Genomic DNA, 14091 nt, shown 5'->3' with positions numbered 1-14091 from the left:
AGACAGCTTTTCTTTATAATTTTGTTTACATAACACTATTATTTCTATATAGCGATTTATGTTTGGGAAGTTCTATTCGGTTAACGGATAGAACTTTTTGTAATTAAATGGGTATTTACAAACTTTTTGTATTAGTGTATTATTTAACTAGTACACCAATACAAAAGGAGGGAAGAAATGAAAATAGAGTTTTCTCCAAATATACCAATTTACATTCAGGTAATGGAATACATAAAAAAAGAGATCGTAACAGGACAGTTATTGCCTGGTGATAAAATTCCCTCTGTCCGTGAATTAGCGAGTGAATTACAAGTGAATCCAAATACGATTCAGCGTACATTTCAAGAGCTAGAACGGGATGGAGTTGTTGTAACACGTAGAGGAATGGGACGGTATGTAACGAATGAAGGGGAGAAAATAATGGAGCTGCGAAAAGAGATGGCGAAAGAATTACTTCATTCTTTTATAGATGGAATGGACAATTTAGGTTTTTCAGAAGAAGAAATTCTTACAATTCTTCGTTCTTCATTGCATGATAAGAGGGAGGAGAGCCAATGACAGAGCTATTAAAAATAGAAAACTTATGGAAGAGATACGGATTAAAAGCAGTGATCCGTGAATTAAACATAGAGATTACGGAAGGGAAAATCGTTGGGCTTGTTGGAGATAACGGGAGCGGGAAAACGACGTTATTGAAAATGATTGCAGGCTTGCAACACCCTTCTGAAGGCAGTATCACAATAGACGGTAAAAAGGTAGGATTACAGACGAAAGAAATCGTTTCATTTATGTCCGATAAGCCAATCTTTGATGATTGGATGACTGTAAAAGACGCTTTATTTTTCTACCGGGATTTTTATAAAGACTTCGATATTCAAAAAGCGGTAGATACGATAGCGGAATTTAAAATACCGCTAGAAGAAAAAATTACAGCATTGTCAAAAGGTATGGTTGAGAAGCTGCAGATTATTTTAACGTTTTCTCGAAAAGCGAAGCTATATGTACTAGATGAGCCATTGGGCGGAATTGATCTTGTTTCTAGAGAACATGTACTTGAGCTAATACTTAAATTTTATCGTCAAGACTGTACGCTACTTATATCGACTCATTTAATAAGAGAAATTGAAAATATATTCGATGAAGTAATCTTTTTGAAAGATGGAGAAATAATATTGCATGAAAATGTAGAAGAACTAAGATTTCAAAAGGGTAAAGCAGTACATGAGCTGTTTAAGGAGGCCTATGAGAAATGAGTCAGCTTTTTCATTATCTGTATAATTGTAATAAGAGAAAGATAGCTATTATTTACTTTGGTTTTATTACAGTTTCATTAATTCTTTTATTTAATATGAAAGGAGTTTCAGGAGTTAGAATTTCAGGTAGGCAAGATATAATTATTATTATATTTTTTATCGTGCTAGGTATAAATGGATTTGCAATTCTTCTAACAGGTATATCGTCTTTTCGGAAAATGTTAAAAGACTCTATGCTACGTTATACTTCTATTTCAGCAAAAAAGTATATATGTGCAAATATTTTATTCTGTGTACTACTCTTTATGATTTTGCTAGGAATAGGAATCATTTTTCTATACTATTTTTCTTTAAATATTTACAATGGCAAAACTAATTTAGGTATTCAGCAAGCGATACACAGTTTATATGATTATGGAATATTACATCATATGTTATCTATTTTCTTATGGGGACTAGATTTTCTTAATATGCTAGTTTCTATTTATTTTATTATAGTAATTGTGAAACTATTCAATGTGAAATCATCGATGAATAAGATTGCTTGTTTAGTTTTGTTCGTCATTTTTACAGCATTTAATGGAGGAATAACGTATATTTTTCAGCAAATAGAAAAGTATGTGTTTGCTATAAATAATATTGGATTTATAGATAAAAATGGTTTTTTAAATACATCATTTTATTCTGGTACCGAGATTACAATTTTAAATCTATTTTTTAATTGTTTATTAACAATTATATTACTAGTAGTTACAGGTTACATAGTCGATAAAAAACTAGAAGTCTAAAGGAGGAATCAGCATTGGGAAACGTAGTAGTAAAGTTAGAGAATGTTCGAAAAAGGATTGGTGGAACGGAAATTATTCGTGGTTTATCATTTGAGGTTCGTGAAGGAGAAGTATACGGATTCCTTGGGCCGAACGGTAGCGGTAAGACGACGACGATCCGTATGATGACAGGTCTTATTTCAATGACAGAGGGCGATATTACAATTTGTGGACATAGTATTCGCTCGGAGCGTGAAAAGGCACTAGAGCAAATTGGAGCGATTGTAGAAAATCCTGAACTATATGATTATATGACAGGAATGCAAAACTTAAAGCATTTTGCGAACATGGCCATCACTCCAATTAGTAAAGAGCGCATTGCTGAGATTGTAAAGCTTGTTGAATTAGAGCATGCGATTCATAAAAAGGTGAAAACATATTCACTTGGTATGAAACAACGTTTAGGAATTGCACAGGCATTACTTCATCAGCCGAAAATCTTAATTTTAGATGAGCCGACAAATGGATTAGATCCAGCTGGTATTCGCCAAATTCGTGATTATTTACAACGTTTAGCGAAAGAAGAGAATATTGCTGTAATCGTATCAAGTCACTTATTGAGTGAAATTGAATTAATGTGTGATCGCGTTGTTATTATTAAACAAGGTGAGTTTGTACAAGAGTACAACTTACATGAAAAAGTGAAACATGATGAGGCAGTCGTTGTAGCGTTTGAAGTAGATGAAGTTCAGAAAGCGAATGAAATCATTAAAGGTAAAGCAAAAGGGAATGTAATTGTAGCATCTTTAACAAAAGACAACATTCCACAAATTGTAAAAAAACTTGTTCATGCTGATGTGCTTGTATACGGAGTTACTGTTCAAAATAAAACGTTAGAGGATGAGTTCTTAGCGATTACTGGGGGAGTGAAAGCGTAATGTTTAAATTAATTCAAAATGAATTTTTAAAGTTGCATGCGAAAAAAGGTATGTATATTTTAATTGGTGTCATTGCGGCACTCGAAATTTTAGGTACTTTAGCAATGTTGAAGTGGGGAAAAGGTGATGAGTTTAAGGGATCATATTTAGATTATGCAAACTCAGAGATTGGCTTAATTGTTTTATTTACAACGATTTTTGGGATCACACTTGCTGCCCGTACTCTTACTGATGAGTTCCAAAAAGGTACAATTAAACAATTGTTAATCCGTCCAAGAAAAAGACTTGCAGTTTTATTTTCTAAATATATTACAGTGTTATTAGCAATGTTATTTATCGTATTAGCTGGTATGCTAATTGCAATGATTATTGGCGGTATTGTAATGGATGGTAGTAAAACAGAATTAACGTTAGGAATCGTAATGAAGTCCACTTTATATCAACTACTTTCACCGTTCTTTTTTGCAACACTTGCATTTTTCCTAGCAAATGTCTTTAGAAAGTCTGTATTACCATTAATTATTACGATGTTCCTATTCTTCTTACAAGGTGCAATTAACATGGTATTAATAATGTTTGCAAAAGGTGTAGCGAAGTTTGTAGTATTCAACCATTTGGATTTAAGAGCTTACGATAGTAATAAATTAATCAATGGTGGAATGGAACCAACATTTACAGAATTTACGTTTACAACTTCATTATTACTTGTAGCTGCATACTTTGTTGTGTTACTTGCAGCATCAAGTGCATTATTCCAAAAACGTGACGTATTATAATAAAAGAAATCCCCGCTTGTAAAAACGGGGATTTTTATTACATAAATTTCACTTGGATTGCAACTTGAAGAACAGCGATATGGTATTTTAAGAGCTATGCTGTTTGAAATGATTTGAGAAAAATAGGAAGGATTTCAACTATATTCATATTATAATTTAGTTATCCTGCTATTTATAGGGAAAGGATTGCCTATAAAGTACTGATTAAAGTTTTATTTTTACTATCTTTGGGGGTGTTCTATATGCACTATGCATTTTCACGTATAAGGCTACGTAGCTTTTTTGGATGGATGATTATAGGGGTGTTCCTTATAATGATACCATTAGGTCTAGCAAATGTTTCTGAGAATACGATGGAGGTTATTTCACAAATAACTGTATTTTTTGTATTTCCGTTACTTTGGCTATACGTAAAAACAAATAAAAATAATGTTGTATTTAACAGTTTTTTTGATAAGCCAGGACGTTTATCTTGGGGATTAATTGTATTAGCAACGATAATGGGGATGATTTTTTCAGTTGGCATATCTCAGATTCAATTTTACATATTAGCACATACGTTACCGAATTTCTTAGTTACTATGCTAGAAGACGGAAATGTTATTAATACGAGTAACGTATATATGACGATATTTACTTTCATTTCAGCATGTGTGTTAGCACCTATTATGGAAGAGGTTATTTTTAGGGGATTTTTCTTACAGCGAATGGCTCATAAATGGGGAATTAAAAAAGCTGTAATTATATCTTCAATTATTTTTGGCCTAGGACATTTTGATGTTATTGGTGCGTTCATGTTTGGTGTCGTTATGTGTCTTTTATACATAAAGACAAAAAATATATGGACGAATATAGCTGTGCACGCTCTAAATAATTTGATTGCAACAAGTATGCAATTTTTCGGTGGAGAAGAAAGTGGTACAATCTCAATTACTGAATTACAAGCGCAAAGTAATTTATGGATTGGTATCGGTCTTACGATTGTCGGATTACTTTGGTTAATTCCTTACATTTGGAAACAATGGCGTACAGTAAAAGAAGTTGGCGTGCCACCAGTACGGTTTATAAATGAGCTAAAAGTATTGAGTGCATCACAAGAAAATGAAGTGTATAGTCAAGTGATCATAACCGATAGATTGATGGCCATAGAGTTACCAGATGAGGTTGTAAATAAGCTTCGGTTAGAAGAAAATGATTATGTAACAGTATCAGTAGAAGAAGATAAAATCGTTATAAAGAAAGCACATAATAGATAATTAAAAAGTAGCTCCTTAGGAGCTACTTTTTAATTTGTAATAATTTCCACACGGAAATTATTACCGTTCTTTACATATTTAATATCTGTAACAGTGCGGACCGTCTTTAAAATCTCCACTTTTTCACCAATTCGCGGGATGGTTGGAACATTGTCCCAAATACCAAGTAAGTCATCTAATTGTGCCGTTTTTTCATAAAACCAGATTTTCAATGTAAAGCCCCTTTCTCGAACTTTATGTATTTTAATACATAATATATTATTTTTATTCTTATTGTAAGGGGTTTTTTTATATTTTATGAATAAAAATAAATTAATCTTCTGGGAAGATATGTTCAATATCAGGAGTAAGAGATACTTCTGATAATACGATATGAGAAACTGTCGTTGCATATGAAGAAACATCATTGATAAATTCTTCAAGTTCAACGAGTGAAGGAACAGAAATTTTTACAATGTAGCATAAGCTTCCTGTTACTCGGTAACAAAAACTTGCAGATGGATAAGACTGAATAAACTGTTGCATACGTGTTGTATCACCATTTTTTAAAGTGATTTCTAAAATACAATCTAAAACTAGTCCTGCTTTTTTATAGTCGATATCGATTGTATATTTTTGAATAACGCCTTCACTTTCAAGTTTACGAACACGTTCTGCAGTAGACGGAGCAGATAAGTTTACTCGTTTCGCCAATTCACGCATAGAAAGGCGACTATCATTATATAATTCATTTAAAATTTTTCGATCAACACGGTCTAGTTGCATTTGTAAATATACCTCCAGTAAAATAATGATTTTTGTAAAGGGAAAATATAAATTAAGATTCATATGAAATGTAAAGTGAACGTTATTTATTTTACAATAAAACAGAAGGAAATAGGAGGGGAAATGATGGAGAGAATTTCATTATCAAATGTAGGAGATACAAAGTTTCAAAAGTTATTAGGGCATAATTCGGATATATTACATTCGTGGAGTACGTTAGAGGATACACTGTACAATAAAGGAATTCTTTCAGCAGAGTTGAAGGAGCAAGTGAGAAGAACATTAGCGTATGGGAATGAATGTCCGTACTGTATGGCAAAGGGAAGACCTGATGATGTGCAAAAGGCAGAGGAGATTGGTGTAGCCGTTACTTTTGCGCATACATTTGTTCATGACCGAAAAGCGATAGATGATACTATGTTTCACGCATTAAAACAATATTGGACAGAAAAAGAAATTGTAGAGCTTTGCGCCTATGTTTGCTTTATTACTGCGTCACAACAACTTGGTTTTCTATTTCAATTACAGCCAAATTAAGGAGGAAATGATGACAAATCAAATAGCACTTATCATAATCGATGTACAAAAGGCATTTCAATTACAAGATTGGGGCGAGAGAAATAATATTTTTGCTGAAGAAAACATGAGAATTTTGTTAGCAGAATGGAGGAAAAGGAAACGACCAGTTTTTCATATTCAACATGTAAATAAAGAAGATGCTCGGTCAATGTTTTATGAGAGAGGGGAAACGGTAAACTTTAAAGAAGAAGTGCAACCACTACCTGGTGAAGTGGTTATTCAGAAATTCGTTAACAGCGCGTTCATTGGGACGAATTTAGAAGAGCAATTAAGAGAGGACAAATGTAATGCAGTAGTAGTTGTAGGATTAACGACAAATCATTGCGTGGAAACTACGACACGAATGGCAGGGAATTTAGGATTTACAACGTATTTAGTGAGTGATGCAACGGCTACTTTTAACCGTAAAGGTTTAGATGGTAAAGAGTATAGTGCAGAAGATATTCACAATATGACACTTGTAAATTTACATGAAGAGTTTGCTACGATTGTGACGACAAAAGAAGCATTAAAATTATTTTGAAAAAATAATTGCGAATTATGTAGAAAAAAATAAGAATATTTCGTATAATCTAAGTACAATCATTTTGAAATAGGGGTGGCATCATATGGAGCAAATTTCAGTAAAGAAATTAGAAGAGGTACTTGTTGTAGCAGGGGATGATAAACAGAAGCAAAAGGAATTTTATGAATTGCTCTTATCTACTGAGTTTTATGTTGCTGGTTCACTAGAAGCAGAGGACGGGGCAACAGAAGGAATACTTCGTTTGCGTCATTTCCAAGGAGAAGGTAGATGGATCGTTCCGTTCTTTACACAAATGGAATTTGTAAAAGATGTGTTGCCAGAAGGAACGCCCCTTATTACGATACGTGGGAAAGAGTTATTTGGTAGCATTGAGAAAGATGCTACAGCTGTATTAAATGTTGGCACTGATATAAGTAAAACATTTATTCCAGAAGAAATTGCAGATATCGCATCTGGACGAATTTTTAATTATTATAAGTAAAAGGAAAAGCGTAATCGCTTTTCCTTTTTAATTTGAACATGGAGTGGCTATACCAGAAGAAATAGAGACTGTTTTATTATTTGTGTTTATTGTCGCTGTAGCTCCAAGTGGAATACCGATGTTTGGACTTATATGTCCAATTGGTAAACCGAATAGGACAGGTATATGATATGGTGCGAAATATTCATATAATATTGTTTGCAATGATTGAGATGGCTTTGAAGGAGTGCAGTCGTGACAACTTGTGAAAATAACGCCCCTGCATTCATTAAACTTTCCAGATAAAAGTAGCTGATTTAACATACGGTCAATGCGGTACGGTTCTTCACCAATGTCTTCAAGTAATAAAAGTGTATTGTCCGTATTTATCTCGTAGGGCGAGCCAATTATACTTGTTAACACAGCTAAATTTCCTCCAACTAACGTACTTGTAACTGTACTGTGAGAGCTAGGTACGATACATTCTGATGCACATAAAATGGTTGAATACGGATGGAATAGCTGATTAAAAGAGGATAAAGATAGGGAATCAATACCTTTTCCTAGTTCTTCAATCATCGGACCATGAAATGTTATAAGCTTTGCATAACGTGAAACAGCAGTATGTAAAGCTGTAATATCGCTATATCCCCAAAAGATTTTTGGATTCTGCCTAATAACTTCATATTGAATGTGAGGAAGAAGACGAGCACTTCCATAACCACCTCGTGCACAAAAAATTGCCTTCACTTCATTATTTGTAAATGCTTCATGTATATCGTCAAGCCGAAATTGATCACTTCCGGCTAAAAATCCATATTTCTCGTAAACACTCTTCCCGATTATTACGGATAACCCCATCTCTTGTAATACATTCACACCTTTTAATACATTTTCGATTGTAGGTGGACCAGATGGTGCAATAATCATTACTGTATCACCTTGTTTTAATGCATTTGGATAAATCATTAAGCTCAGCCTCCTTATCTTTCAATATATTCGCTTCATATGAAGTTCAACCCTTGCAAAAGCAGGGGAAAGCTTATCAAATAAAGAAGATATAAGGGAAATAGGAGGGAAAATGATGTTTACAAGTCGAGTAACAGACATATTAAAAATTGAGTATCCCGTTGTTCAAGCCGGTATGGCAGGCGCGATTACGACGCCAGAACTCGTTGCAGCAGTAAGTAATAGCGGAGGATTAGGGACGCTTGGAGCGGGCTATATGAGCCCAGAACAAATTTGTGAAGCGATTTATAGAATAAGAGAACTAACAGATAAGCCTTTCGGTGTTAATTTACTTGTAACGAAAGAGATACAAATAGAAGAAGAGAAGGTAAATGAGGCGAAAGTATTACTAAGCGGAGTGAATAGAGAATTAGGTATAGAAGTAGAAGGAACGTTAAAGCTTCCAAAAAGCTATAAGGAACAATTACAAGTGCTATTAGATGAAAAAGTACCGGTCGTTAGTTTTGCATTTCAAACGTTAGAAAAAGAAGAAATAAATGATTTAAAAAGAAGTGGAATAAAAGTTATCGGAACAGCTACCCATGTGAAGGAAGCGAAAGTACTTGCCGAGCTAGGAGTAGATATTATTATCGGACAAGGTAGCGAAGCAGGAGGGCATAGAGGAACGTTTATTGGGAAAGAACGAGATGCTATGATTGGTACTTTTGCGTTAGTACCTCAGTTAGTAGGGGCTGTTCCGCATATCCCAATTGTCGCAGCAGGTGGTGTAATGAACGGACAAGGGCTTGTTGCGGCATTGGCACTAGGAGCAGAAGGTGTTCAAATGGGATCGGCCTTTTTAACAAGTGAAGAGAGTATTACGCACGATGTGTATAAAGAAGCGGTTTTACATAGTACAGATACGAGCACAACGGTAACTCGTGCGTTTTCCGGGAAATATGCACGGGGTATCCGGAATGAATTTATAGAGAGACATGAAGGAAAAGAAGAAGGGCTTCCGATGTATCCAGTGCAAAACGTATTAACTTCTAAAATACGCCAAGAGGCAGCGAAGCAAAATAAGGAAGAATATATGTCACTTTGGGCAGGACAGGCAGCATCGTTGGCACGAATCGAATCAGCTCAGCATGTAGTGGAGCGAGTTATGAAAGAAGCGGAGAATGCAATCGAGCAATTACAAAATATATACAAAAAGACCACTTGAGTAATTCAAGCGGTCTTTTCATTAGTTTGCTTTATAAAATTGTTGGATGGCTTCGTCGATGTAAACCCAGCCTTTCCAACCTAAGTGCATATGATCTTTTAAGAAGTATTTATCGTATTCATGATTTGAGAAGTCGGCAATTGGATAACCAGCTTTTTCGATTTGCTCATGAACTTTCTTATAGTATGCTTCGCGGCGTTCTTTCGGGAAGCCAGCGTAGTCGTACCAAGGACCTTTGACAGGAACAGAAATGAAGAGCGGTTTTGCACCAGATTGTTTTAATAAATCAAGTACAATTTGTAAATCTTCATATTCTGGCGATTGGTCATAAGCATCATTTTTTAAGTAACCTTCACGTTGCTTTAATTTTTTCTTAATTTTGCTATTGAAATAATCATCTTCAATACCGTATTCATTAGATCCAGATTCTACTGCACCTGTTTGATCCGCATGTTTACGAGCCTCTTCCCAGTTCATTTGTTTTAATGAAGGATCAAGCTTTTCTTTGTGCGGTTTAATATTAAACATAGCTGTAAATAAATCTTTACGATCTAAAATGTTACGATAAATATAAGCGAAAGGTTTAGCAGCAAGTGCTTTTACTTTATACTTCGTATCATCATAAGCAATGCCTTCAAGCGAAATTTTTAATAAAGTTTCTTTTTTTACAATCTCAAAGTTTAATAAACGCTTTGCAATTTGTTTTTTCATTTCAGGTTTTAAATCATTGTTGAAAATGAAATGGTAACCTTGTTGCTTTGAAAAGTTAGGTGCAAAGTGCGTTTCATCAATACCTTGTGGTACAAACCATTGCGGAGAAAGAACGAATACCATTTTCTTATCTTTCAATTGATCCATTGTAGATGCGAAGTTTAACACATGTACAAGGTCTTGTGTTCCGCCGCGTCCAAGAAGGAATGGTGTGAACCCTTCAGGCTTTACTTTAAAATAATTAGATGGATGGAAAGCATCCATACGTGCGAATTCCGATGAACCGTACATCGGAAGATATTTTGGATTTGCTAACATCTTTTGCTGTAAAATCATACTTTGAATTTTTTCTTCTTTTAAAGAAGTAGCAGCTTGTTCTACTTTTTCATCACTTAAAAGTGGAAGTAGGAAGCGCGTTGGAATAAGTAAGAATACAGCAAAAAGGGCCAATGCTAAAAGCATCGGACCAAATTTTGCTTTGTTCATCGGATTTCTTCCAACTTTTTAATAACCATGTTTGGTGTAGCCCACTCGTCACGGTCAAAATCAGAAATAGAAACTTCAATATCTAAACGCTCTTGGAATTCAACTAATAAAGATACTACAGCGAAAGAATCAAGGATACCTTCTTCAAATAATTGAACATCTAAGTTTTCTTTCACAATATCGTTTTCACATACTTCTTCTAAAATATCTAATACTTGCTCTTTGAATTCTGCCATTTTTAAAATCTCCTTTATATCCGAAATATATTATATGTGCAACTTCTTAATGGAATAAGAAGGGTGCATTAAAAGTATCTGTTAAGGTGTCCAGAGAAGATTAGGAAACCGAAACATACAACGTGGAACGTAATTACAATCGCAAGGATGCGTGTAAATTTAGTGTTTGGCCAAAACTTATGCTTCTTGTTTTTTCGTTCGAAAATATCGAATAAAATAAACAGTGCGGCATGATATAGACCATAAATAATATACTGCGCAACAGCGCTTCCTTGGATATGCCAAATTCCCATAATGAAAAAGTTTAAAAATGCACCGATATACGAAATTGTGTAACGGTTCTTAATTAACTTTTTCTTCGTTGCAAAAAAGACGAAACGCATGTAAATAAAATCACGGAACCAGAATGATAAACTCATGTGCCAGCGGTTCCAGAAGTCTTTAATATTACGACTAAGGAATGGCTTATTAAAGTTTTCTGGCGTTTTAATTCCCATCATATAACTTACACCAATTACAAAAGAGCTATAACCAGCAAAATCAAAGAATAGATATAAGCTATAGCTATACATGTAAATCATATTTGAAAAGATTGTATCGTGTTGAGCGAATGCTGGATCCATACAATATTGCTTTATTAAGTAAGCAATAATAAATTTATACAAGAAACCTTGGAAAATACGATTTAGTCCTGTATATAGTAAATTTTGATATTCTTCAGCACTAGGCGGCTTTTGAATATCTTTTTGGAATCTTCGGTAACGATCGATAGGTCCTGTTGAAATCGCAGGGAAGAATAAAACGAATTCCCAGAAGTTAAAGAAAGAAAGCTCTTTAATTAAACCATCACGAACTTCAAATACCATTTGAACTGCTCTGAATGTTACGTAAGATATACCTAGAAAAACAACAAGTTTTAACTCAGGTAATAACGATGCAAATGGTGCGATTTTTGCCAAAATAAGAGGCAAAATCGATAAAATAACAGCTATGCAAAATGTGAATGTACTATTATTTTGTTTTCTTAAAATTAAATAGCCTTTAATAAGGGCATATTGCCAAATAATAAATGCAGCTAACATCATTGCTTGCTTTGGTTTATCTGAGAAGATAATAGCAAGCATGACTAATGTTAAAACGGCATTATATTTACGCAACATTTTACCTTTTAATCCAGCTATGATAGTAGGTATTAATAAAATGCCCACTATAGCGAAAAAATAAAATGATCCATATGCGGTCATGCTGTAACCTCACTCAATAATTTTTTGCGATCTACCTTTCCATTTGGTGTCATTGGAATAGAAGATTGATACATGAATTTACGTGGAATCATGTAGTTTGGTAATCGCTCATTGAGTTCTTTTTTGATTGCAGATGTTAATTTGAATTCTTTTTCAAACGAATGCTCTCCAGGAACAACAACCGCTAATAAATAATCGTATTTCTCACCTTTTTTAATTGGAACGATAACTGCTCCCTCAACGTAAGAACACGCACGAAGGTGATGCTCAATTTCTTCTAATTCCATTCGATAACCATGCAGCTTAATTTGGAAATCAAGACGACCATTATAGAATAGAAGACCATTTTCTACATAGCCAGCATCGCCTGTTTTATAGGCACGCTCACCGTCAATCATAGTAAATGCTTTTTCTGTTAATTCAGGGCTTCCTAAGTATCCAACGCTTACGCTTGGACCGACAATTACGATTTCACCTTTTTCACCATCAGGTGCAATCGTGCCATCTTCTTTCATAATAAGAAGGCGACAGTCTGATTTACAATAGCCAACTGGAAGTGATTTGTATTGATCAAGTACTTCTTCTGTAACGTGAATACCTGTTACAGCGACAGTAGCTTCTGTTGGACCGTACGTATTCATAATTGTTGCATTTGGGAAACGCTCAATTAATTTTCTAGCTACTTCATTTGGTAACACTTCACCGCAGAATAAGAATGTTTTCATGTTCGGTAGCATATTCTCAGAGAAAGAAGCTTCCATTAAACACATCTCTGCGAAAGATGGTGTCGAAGTCCATACTTGTATATCCGATTGCTCTAAAGAAGCAAACAAGTCTTTTGGACGTGCAATCATATCTTTATCGATTGCCCAAAGTGTACCACCTGTTACTAATGATGGGTAAATATCCATGACAGATAAATCGAATGAGAAAGGTGCTTGGTTTAAGAATACTTGCCCTGTTTGTAAGTTAAAATCTTCTACAGCCCATTTTGTAAAGCTAACAAGGCAGTTATAAGTAATCTGAACCCCTTTTGGATTACCTGTGCTTCCTGATGTGTAAATAATGTAGAAGTTCTCATCACCTTTTACCGCATGTTCAGGATTTGGAGTGTTCCCTTTATGAGTAAAGAAAATATCTTTTAAGTTGTCTTCACTTACGATGCGAACTGGTAAATCAGTTACAGTTACTGCTGCTGCCGATAAAAGTAATTTCGCACCAGAATTTTCAGCGATACGTTGTACACGATCAGCTGGGATAGATAAATCTACAGGAATATAAGCATGTCCAGCTTTTACACATCCTAAAAAGTTAATAATCATTTCAGGTTGCATATGGCCATACACCATAATTGGTGAACGATCATCTGGATACGCAGAAGAAATCCAATGTGCTAACGCATCAGAATCTTCCTTTAATTGTTTGTACGTAATTTTCGCATCTCGCCAAACAAAAGCAGTTTGATCAGGCGTTTCAATAGCCCACTTTTCAATTAGTTCTAATAACTTCATAACGTTCCCACCCTAGAATTCATTGTAAATAAATGTACTTGTGTTTGTATCATGGAATCCATACAACCAAAGTAATGCAAATAAAATTGCAAGATAATAAACCGTCTTTGCAACCCATTGTGTGAGTGGTCGAGACCATATCTCTTTTAATCTTTCCATGTCTTTCCCTCTCTTAATGAAATAATAGCTCTTTGTAGGTATCATGTCCTACATTATTGTGAAAAAAACAAAATCCCACATTTTAGGTAAAAATAAGTCAAAAGGCTCTTTTCTGATATTAGCACTAAATACTAAAAAAGAAAATCCCTAACTTAGCAATTATATTACATTCAGCATGAATTTGTAATGGGTTTGATATGTAAATAGGAAGTGGATTGTGTGAATGTATAAAATTGCCCTGAGAGAATGTA

The 14091-nt window shown here is 34.4% G+C and carries 18 protein-coding genes; 10 read left to right on the top strand and 8 right to left on the bottom strand.

Features of this window, described 5'->3' with window-relative positions; translation table 11 throughout:
• The first annotated feature begins 177 nt into the window (after positions 1–177).
• The 6 genes from DN403_RS06180 to DN403_RS06155 all read left to right on the top strand — a co-directional run bounded on the left by DN403_RS06180 (position 178) and on the right by DN403_RS06155 (position 4990).
• The gene (locus DN403_RS06180; RefSeq protein WP_000687506.1) at positions 178–558 is read left to right on the top strand and encodes a GntR family transcriptional regulator; all 381 of its coding nucleotides are present in this window, start codon (positions 178–180) and stop codon (positions 556–558) included.
• Positions 555–1253: an ABC transporter ATP-binding protein gene (locus tag DN403_RS06175; RefSeq protein ID WP_000137740.1), complete on the top strand. Its 699-nt coding sequence runs from the start codon at positions 555–557 to the stop codon at positions 1251–1253. The genes DN403_RS06180 and DN403_RS06175 overlap by 4 nt, the downstream gene beginning before the upstream one ends.
• On the top strand, positions 1250–2041 hold the full coding sequence (locus tag DN403_RS06170; protein WP_000080429.1) for a hypothetical protein: 792 nt from the start codon (positions 1250–1252) through the stop codon (positions 2039–2041). Before DN403_RS06175 ends, DN403_RS06170 begins: the two co-directional genes overlap by 4 nt.
• Positions 2042–2055: 14 nt before the next feature.
• Positions 2056–2958 (top strand): ABC transporter ATP-binding protein, encoded by a 903-nt coding sequence (locus DN403_RS06165; protein WP_098558448.1) that lies wholly within the window; start codon positions 2056–2058, stop codon positions 2956–2958.
• Entirely contained in the window at positions 2958–3734 is a 777-nt protein-coding gene (locus tag DN403_RS06160) for an ABC transporter permease (protein WP_000475426.1), read from the top strand. Before DN403_RS06165 ends, DN403_RS06160 begins: the two co-directional genes overlap by 1 nt.
• A gap of 242 nt (positions 3735–3976) precedes the next feature.
• Complete coding sequence (locus tag DN403_RS06155; RefSeq protein WP_000558811.1) at positions 3977–4990, top strand: CPBP family intramembrane glutamic endopeptidase; 1014 nt, start codon at positions 3977–3979, stop codon at positions 4988–4990.
• A gap of 29 nt (positions 4991–5019) precedes the next feature.
• Here DN403_RS06155 and DN403_RS06150 read toward each other — a convergent pair whose 3' ends face one another.
• Both DN403_RS06150 and DN403_RS06145 read right to left on the bottom strand, forming a co-directional pair.
• A complete protein-coding gene (locus DN403_RS06150) occupies positions 5020–5202 on the bottom strand; it encodes a DUF3913 family protein (RefSeq protein ID WP_000707107.1) in 183 nt (60 codons plus the stop codon).
• A 100-nt stretch (positions 5203–5302) separates the two neighbouring features.
• Positions 5303–5755, bottom strand: coding sequence for an Lrp/AsnC family transcriptional regulator (locus tag DN403_RS06145; protein ID WP_001175498.1), 453 nt, complete (start codon positions 5753–5755; stop codon positions 5303–5305).
• Positions 5756–5881: 126 nt separating this feature from the next.
• On the opposite strand from DN403_RS06145, the gene DN403_RS06140 reads away from it, so the two are divergent.
• The 3 genes from DN403_RS06140 (at position 5882) to DN403_RS06130 (ending at position 7341) form a co-directional block, all read left to right on the top strand.
• Positions 5882–6292 (top strand): carboxymuconolactone decarboxylase family protein, encoded by a 411-nt coding sequence (locus tag DN403_RS06140; RefSeq protein ID WP_000439752.1) that lies wholly within the window; start codon positions 5882–5884, stop codon positions 6290–6292.
• 10 nt (positions 6293–6302) lie between these two features.
• Positions 6303–6857, top strand: coding sequence for a cysteine hydrolase family protein (locus tag DN403_RS06135; RefSeq protein WP_000184442.1), 555 nt, complete (start codon positions 6303–6305; stop codon positions 6855–6857).
• An 85-nt stretch (positions 6858–6942) separates the two neighbouring features.
• Positions 6943–7341, top strand: coding sequence for an SseB family protein (locus DN403_RS06130; RefSeq protein WP_000435265.1), 399 nt, complete (start codon positions 6943–6945; stop codon positions 7339–7341).
• Between the two features lie 27 nt (positions 7342–7368).
• Here the strand turns inward: DN403_RS06130 and DN403_RS06125 are convergent, their stop codons facing one another.
• Positions 7369–8289: a S66 peptidase family protein gene (locus DN403_RS06125; RefSeq protein ID WP_000640061.1), complete on the bottom strand. Its 921-nt coding sequence runs from the start codon at positions 8287–8289 to the stop codon at positions 7369–7371.
• A gap of 115 nt (positions 8290–8404) precedes the next feature.
• Here DN403_RS06125 and DN403_RS06120 point away from each other — a divergent pair, with 115 nt between their 5' ends.
• The gene (locus tag DN403_RS06120; RefSeq protein WP_000495272.1) at positions 8405–9493 is read left to right on the top strand and encodes an NAD(P)H-dependent flavin oxidoreductase; all 1089 of its coding nucleotides are present in this window, start codon (positions 8405–8407) and stop codon (positions 9491–9493) included.
• 21 nt (positions 9494–9514) lie between these two features.
• Here DN403_RS06120 and dltD read toward each other — a convergent pair whose 3' ends face one another.
• The 5 genes from dltD to DN403_RS06095 all read right to left on the bottom strand — a co-directional run bounded on the left by dltD (position 9515) and on the right by DN403_RS06095 (position 13840).
• Positions 9515–10690, bottom strand: a complete 1176-nt coding sequence (gene dltD, locus DN403_RS06115) for a D-alanyl-lipoteichoic acid biosynthesis protein DltD (protein WP_001030287.1) — start codon at positions 10688–10690, stop codon at positions 9515–9517.
• Positions 10687–10926 carry a D-alanine--poly(phosphoribitol) ligase subunit DltC gene (gene dltC / locus DN403_RS06110; RefSeq protein WP_000807310.1) on the bottom strand — a complete coding sequence of 80 codons (240 nt, stop codon included), beginning with the start codon at positions 10924–10926 and terminating at the stop codon, positions 10687–10689. Before dltC ends, dltD begins: the two co-directional genes overlap by 4 nt.
• 68 nt (positions 10927–10994) lie before the next feature.
• Positions 10995–12170, bottom strand: coding sequence for a D-alanyl-lipoteichoic acid biosynthesis protein DltB (gene dltB / locus DN403_RS06105; RefSeq protein WP_000127955.1), 1176 nt, complete (start codon positions 12168–12170; stop codon positions 10995–10997).
• On the bottom strand, positions 12167–13681 hold the full coding sequence (dltA, locus tag DN403_RS06100; protein ID WP_000770495.1) for a D-alanine--poly(phosphoribitol) ligase subunit DltA: 1515 nt from the start codon (positions 13679–13681) through the stop codon (positions 12167–12169). Before dltA ends, dltB begins: the two co-directional genes overlap by 4 nt.
• Before the next feature lie 12 nt (positions 13682–13693).
• The gene (locus DN403_RS06095; protein ID WP_000440293.1) at positions 13694–13840 is read right to left on the bottom strand and encodes a teichoic acid D-Ala incorporation-associated protein DltX; all 147 of its coding nucleotides are present in this window, start codon (positions 13838–13840) and stop codon (positions 13694–13696) included.
• Positions 13841–14091: the final 251 nt, after the last annotated feature.

Origin of the sequence: Bacillus sp. AY2-1 (assembly GCF_008368965.1) — a bacterium.
In the GTDB taxonomy this organism is placed as follows: domain Bacteria; phylum Bacillota; class Bacilli; order Bacillales; family Bacillaceae_G; genus Bacillus_A; species Bacillus_A thuringiensis_S.
This window is presented reverse-complemented; position numbering and strand designations above follow the sequence as displayed.

Bases quoted from the DNA above. Each gene is read 5' to 3' on its own strand.
- DN403_RS06180 (WP_000687506.1), top strand. From the start codon at position 178: ATGAAAATAGAGTTTTCTCCAAATATACCAATTTACATTCAGGTAATG.
- DN403_RS06175 (WP_000137740.1), top strand. From the start codon at position 555: ATGACAGAGCTATTAAAAATAGAAAACTTATGGAAGAGATACGGATTA.
- DN403_RS06170 (WP_000080429.1), top strand. From the start codon at position 1,250: ATGAGTCAGCTTTTTCATTATCTGTATAATTGTAATAAGAGAAAGATA.
- DN403_RS06160 (WP_000475426.1), top strand. From the start codon at position 2,958: ATGTTTAAATTAATTCAAAATGAATTTTTAAAGTTGCATGCGAAAAAA.
- DN403_RS06155 (WP_000558811.1), top strand. From the start codon at position 3,977: ATGCACTATGCATTTTCACGTATAAGGCTACGTAGCTTTTTTGGATGG.
- DN403_RS06145 (WP_001175498.1), bottom strand. From the start codon at position 5,755: ATGCAACTAGACCGTGTTGATCGAAAAATTTTAAATGAATTATATAAT.
- DN403_RS06140 (WP_000439752.1), top strand. From the start codon at position 5,882: ATGGAGAGAATTTCATTATCAAATGTAGGAGATACAAAGTTTCAAAAG.
- DN403_RS06135 (WP_000184442.1), top strand. From the start codon at position 6,303: ATGACAAATCAAATAGCACTTATCATAATCGATGTACAAAAGGCATTT.
- DN403_RS06130 (WP_000435265.1), top strand. From the start codon at position 6,943: ATGGAGCAAATTTCAGTAAAGAAATTAGAAGAGGTACTTGTTGTAGCA.
- DN403_RS06125 (WP_000640061.1), bottom strand. From the start codon at position 8,289: ATGATTTATCCAAATGCATTAAAACAAGGTGATACAGTAATGATTATT.
- DN403_RS06120 (WP_000495272.1), top strand. From the start codon at position 8,405: ATGTTTACAAGTCGAGTAACAGACATATTAAAAATTGAGTATCCCGTT.
- dltD (WP_001030287.1), bottom strand. From the start codon at position 10,690: ATGAACAAAGCAAAATTTGGTCCGATGCTTTTAGCATTGGCCCTTTTT.
- dltC (WP_000807310.1), bottom strand. From the start codon at position 10,926: ATGGCAGAATTCAAAGAGCAAGTATTAGATATTTTAGAAGAAGTATGT.
- dltB (WP_000127955.1), bottom strand. From the start codon at position 12,170: ATGACCGCATATGGATCATTTTATTTTTTCGCTATAGTGGGCATTTTA.
- dltA (WP_000770495.1), bottom strand. From the start codon at position 13,681: ATGAAGTTATTAGAACTAATTGAAAAGTGGGCTATTGAAACGCCTGAT.
- DN403_RS06095 (WP_000440293.1), bottom strand. From the start codon at position 13,840: ATGGAAAGATTAAAAGAGATATGGTCTCGACCACTCACACAATGGGTT.